The organism is Vibrio campbellii CAIM 519 = NBRC 15631 = ATCC 25920 (assembly GCF_002163755.1).
Lineage (GTDB): Bacteria > Pseudomonadota > Gammaproteobacteria > Enterobacterales > Vibrionaceae > Vibrio > Vibrio campbellii.
Window position 1 is genome coordinate 114,253 of sequence record NZ_CP015864.1, and the last position, 17,067, is coordinate 131,319.

Here is a 17,067-nt window from a genome sequence, read left to right on the forward strand (position 1 = left end):
AATGCTGCTTTGAGTTGGGAGAAGGTAATATTCATACCATGGCTCAAAGTTGCTCGCTGAACTCACCACACTGATTGCATTTGTAGCCTTGTTTATAGAAAAAAAGTGGAAACCCTAACAATATGAACACCAGAAATGCAGGTCGCTTTCCTTTTGTGTGGGCGGATAGATCACTACTTCCACAATGAGGGCAAAGGTCTTTTTTCTCTCCAGCGACTGCGGAGTGAGTTTCAAGGCTTTCAGAGAAGTCACAACTCAGGATCTCGGTTGCTTCCTCAAAGTCCTCTTCCGAAACCATTAAGCGAACACCACCAATAGCGTTGGAGTAGAGCCATTGTGTATTCACGGTATGCTCATCGGCGATAAAGCTCTGAATACCAGCACTTTCAAGGTTTGCTTTGGCGATATGTGCTTCATGTGGAAAAGAAAACCTCGCTACGACAATCATGAACTTCTCCTTGTTGTATGACGTTGACGGGACAACTTTTTGTCTTATTTGGGGAGGCATTGTGCCGTGTTAGGTCATCCGTCTCAATGGTAAATGAATAATATTTTCAATAATTTAAACTTGTTGCACATTGATTGAGTTGCTACTAGGTTTTCATCCCTGATCATAGTACCTTGTGGGGACGCCGTTTATTGCCTGTTTAGTTAGGCGTTATATTTGATTTAGGAAAAAGGTAAAGATGGAAATTACTTTTCGACAGATAAACATGGATGACGATTTCGAGCTATGTGTTGCATCTAGGAAGGATGCGTACTTTTGTAGCTTCGGACACTATGATGGCTTCGAGGACTTCATCAGTGGCTATCGTGAGCGAGTCTTGGAACGATTATCGACATCAGGTTGGTTCTACATTCATATATTTGTGGATAGCGAGTTTGCAGGGCAACTCGAATTTCGCAGCTTTTCACCCGAGCCGGACACGGGCTATGTGCACCTTATTTATCTAAAACCGAATTTTCGTGGATTAGGGCTTGCCCCTAAAGTGCAAGAGTATATCGTCAGAACGTTGAGCCAGGCGGGGTGCTTGCGTGCGGTACTTTCTGTAAGCCGAACGAACACGAGGGCACTCACTTTTTATAAGCGCAATGGTTGGGAGTTCACGCGTAGGAACCCGAAACACGATGAAACCGACTTCTATCAACTTTGGATAGGTCACACGGGTGACGTTGAGTCTGGATCAAGCGGACTGTCTGGCGCAAAGCGGTAACAGCAGGATAGATTCGACCATTGGAAAGGCGCTTTTCAACTATCAGGAATGGCGCCTTTCTTTTGTTCTAGCTATCGCGGCAAACTATCGCTCACGTATGTAAGTGGTTTTAACCAAGGTATCTAGCACTACTTCGCTTTTCGCGACTTTAAAGTGTAGTGGCTGCTCTAAGTCACCAAACAACGGTGCGCCGCCGCCAAGTAAAATAGGGAAGCGAGTGATCACCTTTCGTCGATAAGATCTTCTTTGAGGAAATTCTGAATTGTCACACCGCCGTCGATGTAAAGCTCGTTAAAGCCTTTTGCATTCAAATCAGTAAGCACATCTTTGAGCTCACATTAACGCGCTGTTTTTGCTTATATCGTGAAAGAAATTCCCATAACCAAAGGTTCTAACTAAAAGAGATGGCAGGACTTTTATTTAGCGAATTCGACCTAATATCTTGGGTATGCCCAAAGCTGATGGTGAAGGGACGAATTTAATGATGCTTGCTGGCGCGCTAGAGCCGTCAGTTTGAAGATGCATTCAAACGCAATAAGGGATAACAATGACTAACGAATACATTCCACCAAAAGTTTGGACAAACGATAACGAGAACGGCGGTCAGTGGGCGAGTATCAACCGTCCGGATTCTGGTGCACGTCATGAGCAAGAACTTCCAGTTGGTGAGCACCCATTCCAGCTTTACTCAATGGGTACACCAAACGGTCAGAAAGTGACGATCATGTTTGAGGAGCTTTTGGCGGCAGGCGTAACAGAAGCAGAATACGACGCATACCTGATTAAGATTGGCGATGGCGACCAGTTTGGTTCTGGCTTTGTGTCCGTCAACCCGAACTCGAAAATTCCGGCTTTGGTTGACCGTTCAGGTGACGAGCCAGTGAACGTTTTTGAATCGGGTAACATCTTGTTCTATCTAGCCGAGAAGTTTGGTCACTTCCTACCAACAGAAGGTGCGAAGCGTGCTGAAGTAATGAACTGGTTGTTCTGGCTACAAGGTTCTGCACCATACCTAGGTGGTGGTTTTGGTCACTTCTACGCATACGCGCCAGAGAAGTTTGAATACCCAATTAACCGTTTCACGATGGAAACAAAACGTCAGCTAGACGTACTAGACAAGCGTCTTGCGAATAATGAATACCTAGGCGGTGACGAGTACAGCATCGCTGATATTGCAACGTGGCCTTGGTACGGCAATCTTGTGCTGGGTCGTGCTTACGATGCGGCTGAATTCTTAGACGTAGCAAGCTACAAAAACGTTGTGCGTTGGGCGAAAGCGATTGATGAGCGTGAAGCAGTGCAGCGTGGTCGCATCGTTAACCGTGCATGGGGTGAAGAGTGGGATCACGTGGCAGAGCGTCACAGCGCAGCAGACATTGATGCGGCACTGGCGAAGAAGCCAGAATAACCTCGCTTTTTCAGTAAACAAAAAGGAATGCTTCGGCATTCCTTTTTTGATCGTTTCAAAGTGAAATTACGTAATAATTAAGGTCGTAAACCTGACGTTGTTCCAGTGGTGAGTTAGTAACCCTTAACCAATAACTCATTGCTTTATTTGCCCCAAATCTTTTTTGTTTGGGGCTTTTTTATGTCCTAAGTTCAGGTCTTGAGTGTTGGTTGAGTACCTGCTGAGCGTGGTTAGCCAGAAACAAAAAACGAGCGCCAAATAGACGCTCGTTTGTTATCTCAACCTTCGATGAGCCGTATCGTTATACGTTTCTGCTCAGGATGAATTAGGCGACAGGTGCTTTCTGCACCGTGTTTTGATAGGCAGGTAACTCAGACCTTAACCCTTTAATCAGGCTCACACACATCACTAACAGCACCAACGTGAATGGCAAACCTGTCGCGACAACACCAGATTGCAGCGCTTGCAGTGCCTCTTTACCACCAATCCAGAGCATAACGGCAGCGATAGAGCCTTCAATACATGCCCAGAAAATACGTTGTGGCACTGGTGCATCAATCTTACCGCCGGCAGTGATGCTATCGATAACCAATGAGCCAGAATCTGATGAGGTGATGAAGAACACCAAAATCAGGACTATAGAGAGCACAGAGATGATCGAGTTAAACGGCATCGCGTCATAGACGTGGAATAGAGTAAGCGAGATATCCGTTAATCCATTGGCACCAAGTTCGCCGACTTTGTTCACTACTTGATCAAGGGCGATACCACCGAAGACTGCCATCCAAACCAGTGTAACGGTAGTTGGAATGACGATAACCGCGAAGATGAACTCGCGAACGGTACGACCTTTCGATACGCGCGCGATGAACATTCCCACAAATGGTGACCAAGATACCCACCATGCCCAGTAGAATACTGTCCAGCCATGCATCCATTCTGTGTCTTCACGACCGGCAGGGTTACTTAGCGGTAAAATATTCTGTGCGTACGCGACAGCGGTATCCCAAATGGATGTTGTCGCAATATCGAAGCTAATAAACATCACAAAAGCCAGCAGCGCAAACGCAACCGCCATATTGATGTTACTTAGTAGTTTGACACCTCCATCGATACCTCGAATCACAGACAGTACTGCAATAAAAGTAACGAAGGCGATAACAATCATTTGCGTACCAATGCCACCTTCTAAACCAAATACATGGTTAATACCGCTGGTGGCTTGTTGCGCACCTAAGCCCAGAGAAGTCGCGAGACCAAATAGCGTTGCGAGTACCGCCAGAATATCGATAACGTGGCCTAACCAACCCCATGCGCGATCGCCAAAGATAGGATAAAACGCAGAACGCAGAGAAAGCGGTAAACCTTTATTGAATGCGAAGAAGGCCAGCGAGAGTGCAACAATGGCGTAAATCGCCCAACCGTGGATGCCCCAGTGGAACATGGTGGCGGCCATCGCGAGTGATTTCGCTTCTTCCGTGTAAGGTTCTACATTGAAAGGGGTACCAAACCAATTGGTAAAGTATGCCGTTGGTTCTGAAACACTCCAGAACAACAAGCCGATACCCATACCCGCAGCGAAAAGCATCGATAACCAAGAGACGGTTGAATGTTCCGCAACGGCGTTTTTACCGCCGATTCTGATCTTACCCAGAGGAGATAAAAGAATCGCGATAGCGAATAAGATAAAGAAGTTTGCTGACCACATAAAGAACGAGTCGAAGTCTGAAATGATGCTGTTCTTTAAACCATTTAAGGCGTCACGAGCAGTAGTAGGGTCAACAATGAGAAGAGAAGCAAGACAGAGAAGAACAAGACCAGCACTAATTCCGAATACTGGATTGTGGATATCAAATCCCCATTTTTGAACGTTATCTTGACCAACCTGATAGTCGGTAGTGTCGATACTATATTTTTTTAGTGCATTATCCATAAATACAACATATACGCTTTTTTAAATGTGTCTTTCTTGAACAAGAAAAACACTAAAACCGCCCTCCAATTATTTTGAGTTCAAATTAAAAAATGCGACGCGATCATAGTGTTTTGTGTAAAACAATGCAACTCAAAGGGTTTTTTAGACGTTATTTCGATATTTGGCAGGCTTTTATATGAAAAATGCAACGATGTGTAATGTTTTGATGTGTAAGCATTGCTCGGGTGTTATCTGTGCATGGCTTGCTCAATTGGGGGTGTCTTAGTCAGCTCGGCAATGAGTGAACAATGGAAGCGAGTCGCAAGTCATGATTTCACCGAATTGGCGAACGAATAAGCATAAACTTCAACCGACTTCGCATTCTTTTCGACAAATATCGAGTAAACGTAACCAATCGTAACAGAGGTGCTGTAACTAAACAGCGTTTCCATATACTCGACTTAGTTTGTAAGTTGTAAGCCACAGAATGCTGCTATGAGAAAAAACACTTTATTCAATGCTACGTTAGCGACCACCTTGACTGCTGTTTCTGCGTTTAGTTTTGCTGCTCCTACCGTTGTTCCTAATGCACCAGAGCTGAGCTCTCGTGGCTATGTTTTAATGGATTACCACACTGGCACTGTGCTAGTGGAACGTGATGCCGACAAGCGCCTCAACCCGGCAAGTCTGACTAAGCTAATGACGGCTTATGTTGCGGGCCAAGAGGTTAAGTCAGGTAACATCAGCCTAGACGATGAAGTGGTGATAAGCCGCAACGCCTGGGCGAAAAACTTCCCAGATTCGTCAAAGATGTTTATCGAGGTAGGGACGTCGGTTTCACTTTCTGATCTTTACCGAGGTCTGATTGTTCAATCGGGTAACGATGCCAGTGTCGCCATCGCAGAACATGTTGCGGGTAGTGAAGCTGGCTTTGTTGGTTTGATGAACAGTTGGGCGAACCAACTTGGTTTGTCTAACTCTGCCTTTACCAACCCACATGGTTTGGACAGTGATGGTCTGTATTCAACCCCGCGCGACATCGCAACGCTAGGCCGTGCGATCATTCATGACCTGCCAGATATCTACCCGTTATACAGCGAAACGTCGTTTACTTATAACGGTATTACCCAATACAACCGTAACGGCTTGCTACGTGATCGCAGCATGAGTGTTGATGGCATGAAGACGGGTTACACCAGCGGCGCAGGTTACAGCTTGGCGACTTCTGCAACCAACGGAGACATGCGTTTAGTCGCGGTTGTGATGGGCGCGAAAAGCCCGAGCGTACGTGAATCAGAGAGTAAACAGCTTCTGAGCTACGGTTTCCGTTTCTTCGATACGGTTGTTCCGACACAAGCGGGTAAAGAAGTGGCAACGGCACGTGTTTGGATGGGTAACCAAGACGAATTAAAAGTGGGTGTTGACCGCGATATCTACCTAACACTACCAAAAGGTGACGTGAACAAGCTGGAAGCGGAAGTGGAATACAACGGCGACCTGATGGCACCGATTCAACAAAATCAAGTAGTTGGTAAGGTACTGTACAAAGTTGACGGTGACGTGGTGAAAGAAGCGGAACTGGTTGCGCTAGAGCCTGTTGATGAAGGCGGTATCTTTAAGCGTTTGATGGACTGGTTCAAACGTCTTGTGGCAAGCTGGTTCTAACCAAGATTCCCAATATTAAATTTACTAAGGCGGCCGAAATGGTCGCCTTTTTGTTTTGAGCACTCATCAAGAGAACCATTCAGAACAAAAAAACGGAGTTACGCGTGCGAAAGATTCTATCTTTGACTTTGGCTATGTCACTTACTGGCTGTGTCATGCCACAGCATCAACCTGTCGAAACTGGACAGTGTGTGGGGGTGATGTCATCGCAAGATGCTTATGGCTACCTCAACCCTAACCACTACACCATGCAGGTGTTGGCGTTGAAGAAAGAGAAGGATGTGAAAGAATACATTCGTTACATCGACCCGAAGCATCCGGTTTGGGTGAACTGGAAGAATAGCCGTGGTACTCGCTGGTATACCGTAACCGTCGGGGATTTTAAGACTAAGCAGGATGCCTACAATGCGCTGTCTTCATTGCCAAGCCGTGTTAAACAATCTTCTCCCTTTGTCATGACATTTGCAGAAATGCAGCGCAAGCAAGAAACCAGTGTAGTGCGAATGCGCTAGAGCAGTTCTTATCGTCCCTGTAAGCGCTTTATTGTTATGTATCGAGCCTTTGCAATCGGTTGGAAAGGCTCAACCTAACCACTAGTCACAAATCTTCTTCAATGTACGCGCAAGATCACTCATCTGACGTGCTTTTTACTTTACTTATTTTCGAGTATTTTCTAGTCTCCGCATCCCACTTTTCCTGTCGGAGTCACCATGAGGCAAGAAATGTACACCACCTACGCAAAGCAATACGATTTAGCGGCGCAAGATAACTTGTACAACGCGCACTTTGAGCGCCCAAATACCCTTGAACTTGTCGGTGATGTGGCTGGCAAAAAGGTGCTGGACTTAGGCTGTGGTTCAGGTATTTACGCGCAAATTCTTTTGGAGCGCGGCGCCACTTCCGTGACTTGTATCGACGCTGCGCAAGAGATGATTGATATCGTTAAAGACAAGCTTGGTGACTCGGTCAACGCTTATGCTCAGAACTTGGCACTTGGTTTGCCTGAAGAGGCGAATGCTCAGTATGACTTGGTGATTTGTCCATTGATGGTGCATTACATTGAAGACCTTCGTCCCTTGTTCAATGACATTCAGCGCGTGTTGAAGCCTGGAGGCCAGTTTGTATTCTCAACTCATCATCCATTCGCCGATTTTGAATGTTCTGCATCGGATAATTACTTTGAGAAAGAGCGAATCGAAGATGTGTGGGACACGATTGGAAAGCCTGTTTCTGTCGCATTCTACCGCCGCTCATTGCAAGACATTATGGATGCAATTACGGGAAGTAACATGGCGATGCTGGCTGTCTCAGAGGGTAAAGTGAATGAGAAGATTCGTGAAATCTCGCAGGAGCACTACCAACGCTTGGCGACGTACCCTAACTTCATCTTTATCAAGTGTGTCGCGTTGAGCTAATACCGCTCGGGACTCTCACCGTATTCAGATAGAAAAAACGGAAGCATATCGGCTTCCGTTTTGTGATCTTAGCTTTGCGTTTAAAGTGCAGCGAGGATGGTTTCTGCTTTGCTCGCTTCAAACGTTTTTGGTTCTTCAACGTTCAATGTGGTCACGACACCGTTGTCGATGATCATTGCGTAACGTTGTGAACGAACGCCACCAAAACCACCAGTATCCATCTCTAGACCTAGTGCTTTGGTAAAGCTTGCGTCGCCGTCGCCCAGCATTAACAGCTCAGACGCGTTCTGTGCCTCGCCCCAAGCTTGCATCACGAATGCATCGTTAACAGATACACAAGCAATCAGGTCCACGCCTTTCGCCTTTAGTTGGTCTGCCAGTACAACATAACCCGGAAGGTGCGCTTCTGAACACGTCGGAGTAAATGCACCTGGTACCGCAAATAGAACCACTTTCTTGTCTGCAAACAGCTCTGTTACTTGATGGTTTACCATACCATCGGCAGTCAGTTCGCTTAGCGTCGCAGCAGGCAATGCTTGACCTTGTTGAATCATGATTTTCTTCCTTTTGTGTATGCGTTATTTCGCTCACTCAGTCTAGCGCCAAAACGACCACCTAACCACAGACGAAATGTAAGGGCTTAATAGGCTTCATAAAAACAAACCGCCTGAGTCGGCGGTTTGTATGTTGGCTAAATGGCGTTTAGATAAGACTTATAAGAGTGAAGTCGAGACTTGTTGCGAAGGATATTGCTCAGTGATTCACAAATGTGCGGACGGTGAAGTGAATGCTTATATCCATTATGTTTTTCTTATGGTAGGCAGCCAATAAAGAGAACATAGACCAACTGAGTATTAAAGCGTTCTTAATGTTGAGCTCGGTTAACTGCAACTTCATGTATCCACCGTTGCAGATAGATAGCAAAAAGACTAGAGAACCAGCCCTAGTTTACTTATCAGTCAGTGATTGCTAAGTAATCAGCGACTTGTGCACGGTATTTGGCTTTAAGTGCCTCGCTAATGAAGCTCGCGTTAATCGCATTGATCGTGAACTGAGCGAGTTCTGACCTCGTCATTGGGTGAGCATTGCTGACCGCCATGAAGTTATCCGTCATGTAACCACCAAAGTACGCAGGGTCGTCCGAGTTAATCGTCACCGCTACGCCTTTACGCAACAAGTCGACAATGTTGTGCTGTTCCATTTCATCAAATACACACAGCTTAATGTTCGATAATGGGCAAACCGTCAGGGGCATTTTGCTTTCGATCAGGGCATCCATTAATGATTCATCCTCAACGCAGCGAACTCCATGGTCAACACGGCTGACACTGAGCATCTCGACAGAGTCGACAATGTTTTGTGCCGGGCCTTCTTCACCAGCGTGTGCAACGGTCAATAAGCCAGCGTCTTTGGCTTGTTGGAAAGCACGTTTGAACTTCTCTGGTGGGTGACCAAGCTCTGAAGAATCCAAACCGACACCGATGATTTTGTCTTGATGCTTGATGATTGATTGCAGCGTTTCAATCGCGCTCTCTTCCGATAGATGACGTAAGAAGCACGCAATGATTTGAGACGTTATACCTAGCTGTTCGTTACCATCTTGCATAGCACGGTGAATACCATTGATGACCGTCTCAAACTCAATGCCGCGATCGGTATGGGTCTGTGGGTCAAAGAAGATCTCAGTATGGATAACGTTGTCGGCTTTGCAGCGCTCTAGGTATGCCCACGTCAAATCATAGAAATCTTGTTCCGTACGCAGCGCGTTGGCGCCTTGATAATAGATATCTAGGAAAGACTGCAAATCTTCGAACTCGTATGCTTTGCGCAGTTCCTGTGGTGACTCGTAAGGAATGTCGATGTTGTTGCGTTGTGCCAGTTCGAACAGTAGTTCTGGCTCTAGCGAACCTTCGATATGTAAGTGTAACTCTACCTTTGGAAGACCTTGAATAAATGCGTTCATAATAAACTCCCACTTTTTCTTATGGTTGTTGTGGATGCAATTACTCTAAGGATAGGTATAGATTGAGAAAAATCGAACGCTATTACAAAGAGTAAGATCCGCAGTGATCTCAACTCTTCGTAATCAGCACTTTGCGGGAGCTGGTAGAGACCCCCAAACCATATCATTGGGGTTATACGAAGCAAACGGCGCAATTATACGCAAAAATTGAAGGTTGACCAGAGCCGTTGATGAAATTGTACTATCTAAGGGATAAGGGATAAATAACGTTGCAGTGATTTCATCGCATGATGGTTTCGTTGTCAGCACACACCTTGCTGATTTTCGAACGTCCAGTGGCTAATACTGAATCACATCATGCGAGAAACATTGGAGTCATATCGAGTTTATTGTGCGTTGCTCATTGTGAGCTCTCATTGTGAACTGAGAGAAGGGGTGGCGATACCTTGCACATCGATACTTTAGATTGAGAGGAGAAAAGAAAAGGAATTGGAAGGAAATGTAATTATAGCTCGAACATTTTATCAAATTCTCTTTGCTCCATGATGTCCTCAATTCGGCGGCGCGTTCTTTGTTTAATCGCAGCTGCGTTTTGTTCGGACTCTTTCTTTTCTTGCTCAATCTGCTTCTTGCTTTTATTTGCCATGTTTTTCACCTTGGGAATTTCTTCCTAAATTTCCGCATCATTCATTAATGCACGAAAATTGATTTATTTAATAATAAAACTTCCTAGCTTTGAACCTGAGTCACACAGAATGTCACCAGAGTAGGTTTTCTCACAGTATTTAAAATCAATGAGATAGCAAGCGGATTGGAGTTTTGGCAATATATGGCGCCTCAAAATATCACTGTTAAGTTGATGAATTTTGGCGTTCCAAGAGATGTCGGGTTGTTTTAAACGGAATTCAATCTCTATCATTTATTCTCCTGTTTTTTAGTGATCTTTTCTTTATTCAATAATTGGTACCAGTGTCTTTGGCGACCTGTTCTTTTAGACATAATTTTTCCTAATTTTAAGTAAGTGAAATATCAACGATGGCTATCGTATTTGATAGATATAACATTCCAACGATAGATATCGTGTCCGCAGCCCATTTATTTTAGGCAGCAGAAAACCGAGCAAGAATACTTGCGAGTTGTTAAGTGTGAGGAATTTTTGAAGGGGGAGAGAGTTTGGTGCAGCGAGGAAATGCTGCACCAAGAAAAGCTATCTTATAGAGGAGTAACTTCAGTCGCTTGAGGACCTTTTTTACCGTCTTCTACATTGAAGCTTACTTTCTGACCTTCAGTCAAAGTTTTGAAACCGTCAGCAACGATAGCGTTGAAGTGTACGAATACATCTTGGCCGCCGTTGTCTTGAGTTAGGAAACCAAAACCTTTAGTTTCGTTGAACCATTTTACTGAACCAGTTACTTTACCAGACATAAAAACCTCTGAAATTAAACAATAATATACGAATTGTGGTGGATCTTTTTTAAGCTATTGAATGTGCAATCAAGAGGAAGTTTTACGCAGGAGTCTGAACCGAGAGTTCAGGGTGTTACTGAGAGGGAACTTAAACTAAATGTAGCATTAACAGCTCTTTTCTAGAGCCAGGCGCCACTATACAGTGTGTTTAAAAAATAGCTACATTTATTTTTCATTTTTTTTCGTTCGAAAAAACTGATGGAGTAGAACAATTTCATCCCCTCATGATTTTTATCCGTCTTCCTACAATGAATCCATACCAATAAGGGAGGCAATATTATGAGTACAGTGAGAGAGATTCGTCAGATCATTCCATCGCACGCAACAGCAGATGGGGATGGAGTGAAAATTCGTCGCGTAGCCGGATTCAACAATAAAAGCTTTTCACCATTCTTGATGGTGGATGAATTGAAATCAGACCAACGAGCAGACTATGTTGGCGGTTTTCCTCCGCATCCACATCGTGGTATTGAAACTCTGACCTATATGCTGACTGGGCACTTCCAGCATCGTGATCACATGAACAACGTTGGTGAGCTCCGTTCCGGCGGCGCGCAATGGATGGCGGCAGGCCGTGGTGTGATTCACAGTGAAATGCCAATCATGGAAGACGGTGAACTACATGGTTTCCAAATTTGGATTAACCAACCAGCACGAGACAAGATTTCTCCGGCGCAGTATCACGATTTCCAGCCGGAAACCATTACCGAGCATCGTGCAGAGGCTCACGGTTTAGTCCGTGTTATCTCTGGTGAGCTGAACATTGGTGATGAGGTAATTCATGGCCCATTGAGCCGAACGGGTGTACTGGTGACTGTTGCCGATTGGCGAGCTCATTCAGGCGCCGCGCTCAATCTTATGACGCCTAAACATCATAATATGATGACCTATGTTTACAAAGGCAGCATCAAAGCGGGTGAACGTGTTGTCACGCAAGGCGAGATGGCATTGCTTTCTCAAGGAGAATGGGTGGCGCTACAAGCCAATGACACCAGTGGCGTGTTGCTCTTTATTGGCGAACCGATTAATGAACCTGTCGTGCACTATGGCCCGTTTGTGATGAATAGCATCGACGAGATTGAACAAGCGATTCAAGACTACAACTCTGGCGTGTTTGAAACCTACTAAGGCATTTAATGCCCGATAGCCAGTACAAAGTCTTGAAAATGATGCTCTAGGTATGAATACGAGAGGAAAACTCGAAGTGATTTGGAGCCCGTTAATTGGGCTTATACGCAAGCAAAGACGATATCCACTGCCATCGAATTTGCATCAGCCACACCGACATGGTGTGGCTTTTTTTGTTGTTCAGGTTTTATGACCGAGAATCGGTGATTGAGTTAAGCCCGCTTTTTGGGTTGGGCGAGCGTTTAGCTTTGCTCCCAGCGCTCGATGGCGTGCTGACCATATTCCACACCCAGTTCATAAGCTTCACGTAAAGGCTCAGGGGATCGGCTCAAACGCTTTAACTTAAAGCCTTCTGGTGGGCAGATTTGAATGATCTCAACGCCTGCTGGTGGATTGTTTATTAATTCCAAACTCTGGTTGTATCGGACATGACGCGTAAGCATTGGCTCGATCAATGCTGGATGATCTTTCAGTAAACGAGAAGTGAGCTTTTCAAACTTAGGTTTGGATTTGCGATAACTGGCCGGTTGACTCCGTAGCACCATGATTTTTGTCGCACCGCGTTTGATGGCTTCAGCAACAGGAATAGCATCCGCTACACCACCGTCTACGTACCTTACGCCATCTAATGGCACACCATTGCGGTACATAATTGGTAACGCGCTACTGGCTTTCATGGTCTCCGCCAACATCTCTACGGATGGTGTTAAGTATTCTGGTTGTCCGTTGTCTTGTCGTGTGACGCCTAAAAAGAACGGTCGAGGATCGGCAGAAAGCACGGCTCGATCAATGCCCAACTCTTTAAGAGTGACGTCCCACATCCAATCTAAATCCATCATATCGCCACCGCGCACGAGTTGCGTGGGGGAGATAAACTCTTTGCGTAAGCTGTAATCGAGGTAGATCTTGAGGTTTCTGCCCGGCATTTTTGCAAGGTAAGCTGCTAAGTTACTAGCGCCCGCCGAGACGCCCCAAAAGCTGTCAAAAGGGGAGAAGTCTTGTTCCATAAAGTGATCGAGTATGCCGCAGGAGAATACCCCACGCATCGCGCCGCCTTCTACAATCAGCGCTCGAGAGCCAACTTGTTCCATCCTAGCCATCCGTTTTGATTTTTTTGATTTGGGATACGAGTTAATTAGAGTAACGGATCTAATGCCCATACCCAAGTTGTGTTCGCTTGATCGTCACCTTGATGAATCTTTGGTTTATGTTATAACATAACAATTACTAAAAATATTAAACGGTAGCGTGTGTCTTGTGTGGGGGGAGAATGAGCGATATTGACGCCATTATTAAGCATGTAGAGGTCAGCTTTAGAGCTCAAGGAAAGCAGTTAACATTGCAGAGGAAGCTGGTGTTGCAAGCGTTGGTTCATGCCGATAAAGCGCTTTCTGCTTATGAGCTAGTGGATTACTGCAAAGCTCACTTCGATAAGAATATTCAGGCGATGTCAGTTTATCGGATCTTGGATTTTCTTGAAGGCGAGCATTTAGCCCACAAGCTTAAAGTTTCCAATAAATACATCGTCTGCTCCCATATTCTCTGCGAGCACGAACACGGCGTTCCTCAATTTCTCATCTGTTCCAAATGCAACAAAATCAGCGAGCAAGCCATCGATCCAACCTTGATTCACGGTCTGCAATCCCATGCAAAAGAAGAAGGTTTCACCGTTGTCAGCCCTCAATTAGAGATCAATTGTGTTTGTGATGACTGCGCTAGATCCAAGTAAATATAGCTGTTTTTGAATGTCCTCTATCTGCGTATTCATCACACTCAATGACGTTTATCCCTTCCCACTACTAGCATCATCAGCAAGGAGTTCTGAACCGCTATGTCTGTAACACTGATTAAAAACGCCCTTGTCGTCAACGAAGGAACCATTATCGAGACCGATTTACGAATTGTCGGTCAGCGAATTGACACTATCTCAGCCAACATCGCGGCTAAACCGGAAGATACGGTGATTGATGCGAAAGGGTGCTATTTGATTCCCGGTATGATTGATGACCAAGTGCACTTTCGTGAGCCGGGGTTGACGCACAAAGGTTCGATAGCGACAGAATCTAGGGCGGCGGTTGCCGGCGGTATTACAAGCTATATGGAAATGCCGAACGTTAGTCCTGCAACGACCACCATTGAGGCGCTAGAACGTAAATTCTCTATTGCCGAGCAGAGCTCCCTCGCGAACTACTCTTTCTACCTTGGTGCAACCGAAGACAACCTTGAGCAAATCAAACAGCTTGATCCGAAGAAGCATTGCGGCGTGAAAGTGTTTATGGGTGCTTCTACGGGCGATTTGTTGGTCGAAGCACCTCAAGCCTTAGATGAAATTTTCCGTGATTCACCAGTGATGATAGTGACGCACTGTGAGAGTGGCCCTTTGATTACGCAAAACAAACAGCGACTACTTAAAGAGAAGTCGGAATTTACCATTGAAGATCATCCGTTACTGCGTGATGACGAAGCGTGTTATGCGTCTTCCTCTTATGCGGTAGAGCTGGCCAAGAAGCACAACAGTCAGCTGCATGTTCTGCACATCACGACAGCAAAAGAACTGGCTTTGTTTGAAGCGGGCCCGATTCAAGGTAAGAGCATCACTGCAGAAGCGTGTGTTCACCACCTCTGGTTTAGCAATGAAGATTATGCAGAGCGTGGTAACCAAATTAAATGCAACCCAGCCGTAAAATACCCAAGCGACCGCGAAGCCATTCTAAAAGCGTTGAGTACTGGCCAAATTGACATTATCGCCACTGATCACGCACCTCACACATGGGAAGAAAAACAGGTGCCTTATGAGCAAGCGCCAGCGGGCTTACCTCTGGTGCAGCACGCACTGCTGTCTTTGTTCGATCAAGTTGCTCGCGGGCACATGACGATGGAGCAAGTGGTAGAGAAAACGGCCCACAACCCAGCGATTCGTTATGGTGTTCAGGAGCGCGGTTTTATCCGTGAAGGCTATTTTGCAGATTTGGTTCTTGTTGATACAGCAGCACCAACGCCGGTGACGAACGAGAACAGCTTATACCACTGTGGTTGGTCGCCATTTGCTGGTCACCAGTTCTCGGCTCAAATTAAGAACACATGGGTCAATGGCGGCCTAGTGTATGCCAACCAACAAGTGAATGAGCGCGCTGCACACGCCATGCGATTGGTATTTGATCGCTAGGATTCACGTTTTTCAAAAACTTAGATTATTTGAAAGCTCAGTTTATTTTCGAAAGCTTACATTTATCCGCTTTCTTTGGGCTTTATTTGTAGAAGTATAGTTGTCGTAGCTTGAGTGTCTTTGAGGCACCGAATAAAGAGAAATCAATATGTTAAGAAGAAATCCTACTGGTCACATGCCTGAAGTTTCGGAAACAGCGTTCATCGATCCGACGGCGATCATCTGTGGCAAAGTGATCATTGAAGATAACGTTTTTATTGGTCCTTATGCGGTGATTCGTGCTGATGAAGTGAACGAGCAAGGCGATATGGAAGCCATCGTCATCAAGCGCGATACTAACATTCAAGATGGTGTGGTCATCCACTCAAAAGCCGGTGCAGCTGTGACCATTGGAGAGCGTTCGTCGATTGCGCACCGTTCTATTATTCATGGCCCATGTGAAGTCAGTGATGACGTGTTTATCGGTTTTAACTCCGTGGTGTTTAATGCTGTGATTGGCACAGGTTGTGTGATTCGCCATAACTGTGTGGTAGATGGACTAGACTTGCCAGAGAACTTCCATGTTCCGCCGATGACCAATATCGGCGCCGACTTTGATTTGAACAGCATCTCCAAAGTGCCGCCAGAATACTCGGCGTTTTCGGAGTCTGTGGTTTCAGCAAACCACGAGCTGGTGCAAGGCTATAGGAGAATTGCCAATGAGCTCTGAGAACCAACCCATACTTGGTGTTCCTACTAACATCATTACTGGGTTTCTGGGCGTAGGAAAGACCTCTGCGATTTTGAATTTGATGGCGAACAAGCCAGAGAACGAGCGCTGGGCGGTATTAGTGAATGAGTTTGGTGAAATCGGCGTTGATGGCAGCTTAGTTCAGGGGCAACAAAGCGAAAAGCAGCAAGTGTTTATTCGTGAAGTACCTGGCGGCTGCATGTGCTGTGCTGCGGGGTTGCCAATGCAAATCGCCTTAAACCAACTACTTAATGAAGCGAAGCCAGACCGTCTGCTGATTGAACCTACTGGGCTTGGTCACCCGAAAGAAGTGCTGCAAGTGTTGTCGACAGATCACTATCGCCAAGTGCTTTCGCTACAAAAGAACATCACTTTGGTCGACGCGCGTAAGCTTGCGGATGTGCGCTATACACAGCATGACACGTTCAACCAACAGATTGCGATTGCCGATACAGTGGTGGGTAACAAGCTAGATCTGTATCAAGAGGGTGATACCCAGAAGCTCGAAGCTTACGTGGCGGAAGTTGGGCGCCCGAATACAAAGGTGGTTTTTGCTCAGCATGGTGTGATTCCGTTTGCTGAATTTGAGGGTGAGACCAACATTCATGAGCATCCGCCGCACCATCACCATCACCATGCAAGTGACAAGCCGTTGGCTTCAGATATGCCAATGCCTGAGAGTGGTGTGCTCAAAGCGACCAATTCAGGCGAAGGTTTCCAGAGTGTCGGTTGGCGTTTTTCCCCAGAGAAAGTGTTCGATCGCCGGAAGTTGATCCCTCTTCTGGTCGAGCTGGAAGTGGAGCGCATGAAAGCGGTGTTTATTACTGGCGATGGCATTTATGGCTACAACCTAACGCCTGATGGGCTACAGGAAGTGGAGTTGGATGACTGCGCGGAAAGCCGAATTGAACTGATTGCAGACAGCATTGATGATCAATTTGAGGCACAGCTTCTGTCTTGTGAATTGGTTTAAGGCTAATAACAGCGGGCATTATC

Annotated in this window: 18 protein-coding genes, 1 pseudogene and 1 riboswitch; of the genes and pseudogenes, 10 read left to right on the forward strand and 9 right to left on the reverse strand. The window is 45.8% G+C overall.

Annotated features, from left to right (window positions below; genetic code table 11):
* Positions 1-43: 43 nt before the first annotated feature.
* Entirely contained in the window at positions 44-448 is a 405-nt protein-coding gene (locus A8140_RS16325; RefSeq protein WP_005426375.1) for a putative signal transducing protein, read from the reverse strand.
* Between the two features lie 238 nt (positions 449-686).
* On the opposite strand from A8140_RS16325, the gene A8140_RS16330 reads away from it, so the two are divergent.
* Complete coding sequence (locus tag A8140_RS16330) at positions 687-1,214, forward strand: GNAT family N-acetyltransferase (RefSeq protein ID WP_005531873.1); 528 nt, start codon at positions 687-689, stop codon at positions 1,212-1,214.
* 84 nt (positions 1,215-1,298) lie between these two features.
* On the opposite strand, the pseudogene A8140_RS16335 reads toward A8140_RS16330, so the two are convergent.
* Positions 1,299-1,549: pseudogene (locus A8140_RS16335) on the reverse strand (dihydrofolate reductase family protein); the annotation flags it as partial.
* A 212-nt stretch (positions 1,550-1,761) separates the two neighbouring features.
* Here A8140_RS16335 and yghU point away from each other — a divergent pair.
* Positions 1,762-2,622 (forward strand): glutathione-dependent disulfide-bond oxidoreductase, encoded by an 861-nt coding sequence (gene yghU / locus A8140_RS16340; RefSeq protein ID WP_005531877.1) that lies wholly within the window; start codon positions 1,762-1,764, stop codon positions 2,620-2,622.
* 325 nt (positions 2,623-2,947) lie between these two features.
* On the opposite strand, the gene A8140_RS16345 is transcribed toward yghU, so the two are convergent.
* Positions 2,948-4,555 carry a BCCT family transporter gene (locus A8140_RS16345; RefSeq protein WP_005531879.1) on the reverse strand — a complete coding sequence of 536 codons (1,608 nt, stop codon included), beginning with the start codon at positions 4,553-4,555 and terminating at the stop codon, positions 2,948-2,950.
* A gap of 477 nt (positions 4,556-5,032) precedes the next feature.
* On the opposite strand from A8140_RS16345, the gene A8140_RS16350 reads away from it, so the two are divergent.
* From A8140_RS16350 to A8140_RS16360, 3 genes are all read left to right on the forward strand, one after another.
* A complete protein-coding gene (locus tag A8140_RS16350) occupies positions 5,033-6,202 on the forward strand; it encodes a D-alanyl-D-alanine carboxypeptidase family protein (RefSeq protein WP_005531881.1) in 1,170 nt (389 codons plus the stop codon).
* Between the two features lie 104 nt (positions 6,203-6,306).
* Positions 6,307-6,714 (forward strand): SPOR domain-containing protein, encoded by a 408-nt coding sequence (locus A8140_RS16355; protein ID WP_005531883.1) that lies wholly within the window; start codon positions 6,307-6,309, stop codon positions 6,712-6,714.
* Between the two features lie 198 nt (positions 6,715-6,912).
* The gene (locus A8140_RS16360; RefSeq protein ID WP_080619522.1) at positions 6,913-7,617 is read left to right on the forward strand and encodes a class I SAM-dependent methyltransferase; all 705 of its coding nucleotides are present in this window, start codon (positions 6,913-6,915) and stop codon (positions 7,615-7,617) included.
* 80 nt (positions 7,618-7,697) lie between these two features.
* On the opposite strand, the gene A8140_RS16365 is transcribed toward A8140_RS16360, so the two are convergent.
* From A8140_RS16365 to cspE, 5 genes are all read right to left on the reverse strand, one after another.
* A complete protein-coding gene (locus A8140_RS16365; protein WP_005531886.1) occupies positions 7,698-8,171 on the reverse strand; it encodes a peroxiredoxin in 474 nt (157 codons plus the stop codon).
* A 401-nt stretch (positions 8,172-8,572) separates the two neighbouring features.
* On the reverse strand, positions 8,573-9,580 hold the full coding sequence (locus tag A8140_RS16370) for an adenosine deaminase (RefSeq protein ID WP_005531888.1): 1,008 nt from the start codon (positions 9,578-9,580) through the stop codon (positions 8,573-8,575).
* 100 nt (positions 9,581-9,680) lie between these two features.
* A riboswitch (purine riboswitch) is annotated at positions 9,681-9,780 on the reverse strand.
* Between the two features lie 305 nt (positions 9,781-10,085).
* Positions 10,086-10,226 (reverse strand): hypothetical protein, encoded by a 141-nt coding sequence (locus tag A8140_RS16375; RefSeq protein WP_005426350.1) that lies wholly within the window; start codon positions 10,224-10,226, stop codon positions 10,086-10,088.
* 63 nt (positions 10,227-10,289) lie between these two features.
* Complete coding sequence (locus A8140_RS25660; RefSeq protein WP_005452681.1) at positions 10,290-10,499, reverse strand: hypothetical protein; 210 nt, start codon at positions 10,497-10,499, stop codon at positions 10,290-10,292.
* A gap of 293 nt (positions 10,500-10,792) precedes the next feature.
* Positions 10,793-11,005 carry a transcription antiterminator/RNA stability regulator CspE gene (gene cspE / locus A8140_RS16385; RefSeq protein WP_005426339.1) on the reverse strand — a complete coding sequence of 71 codons (213 nt, stop codon included), beginning with the start codon at positions 11,003-11,005 and terminating at the stop codon, positions 10,793-10,795.
* A gap of 321 nt (positions 11,006-11,326) precedes the next feature.
* Between cspE and A8140_RS16390 the strand changes: the two genes are divergently transcribed.
* Positions 11,327-12,175, forward strand: coding sequence for a pirin family protein (locus A8140_RS16390; RefSeq protein WP_005531893.1), 849 nt, complete (start codon positions 11,327-11,329; stop codon positions 12,173-12,175).
* A gap of 242 nt (positions 12,176-12,417) precedes the next feature.
* On the opposite strand, the gene A8140_RS16400 is transcribed toward A8140_RS16390, so the two are convergent.
* Positions 12,418-13,266: a patatin-like phospholipase family protein gene (locus tag A8140_RS16400; RefSeq protein ID WP_005531894.1), complete on the reverse strand. Its 849-nt coding sequence runs from the start codon at positions 13,264-13,266 to the stop codon at positions 12,418-12,420.
* 179 nt (positions 13,267-13,445) lie between these two features.
* Between A8140_RS16400 and A8140_RS16405 the strand changes: the two genes are divergently transcribed.
* The 4 genes from A8140_RS16405 to A8140_RS16420 all read left to right on the forward strand — a co-directional run bounded on the left by A8140_RS16405 (position 13,446) and on the right by A8140_RS16420 (position 17,044).
* Positions 13,446-13,904: a Fur family transcriptional regulator gene (locus A8140_RS16405; RefSeq protein WP_005531897.1), complete on the forward strand. Its 459-nt coding sequence runs from the start codon at positions 13,446-13,448 to the stop codon at positions 13,902-13,904.
* Between the two features lie 102 nt (positions 13,905-14,006).
* Positions 14,007-15,341, forward strand: a complete 1,335-nt coding sequence (locus A8140_RS16410) for a dihydroorotase (protein WP_005531899.1) — start codon at positions 14,007-14,009, stop codon at positions 15,339-15,341.
* Positions 15,342-15,489: 148 nt separating this feature from the next.
* A complete protein-coding gene (locus A8140_RS16415) occupies positions 15,490-16,050 on the forward strand; it encodes an LbetaH domain-containing protein (RefSeq protein ID WP_005531901.1) in 561 nt (186 codons plus the stop codon).
* Positions 16,040-17,044, forward strand: coding sequence for a CobW family GTP-binding protein (locus A8140_RS16420; RefSeq protein WP_005531902.1), 1,005 nt, complete (start codon positions 16,040-16,042; stop codon positions 17,042-17,044). The genes A8140_RS16415 and A8140_RS16420 overlap by 11 nt, the downstream gene beginning before the upstream one ends.
* Positions 17,045-17,067 lie beyond the last annotated feature (23 nt).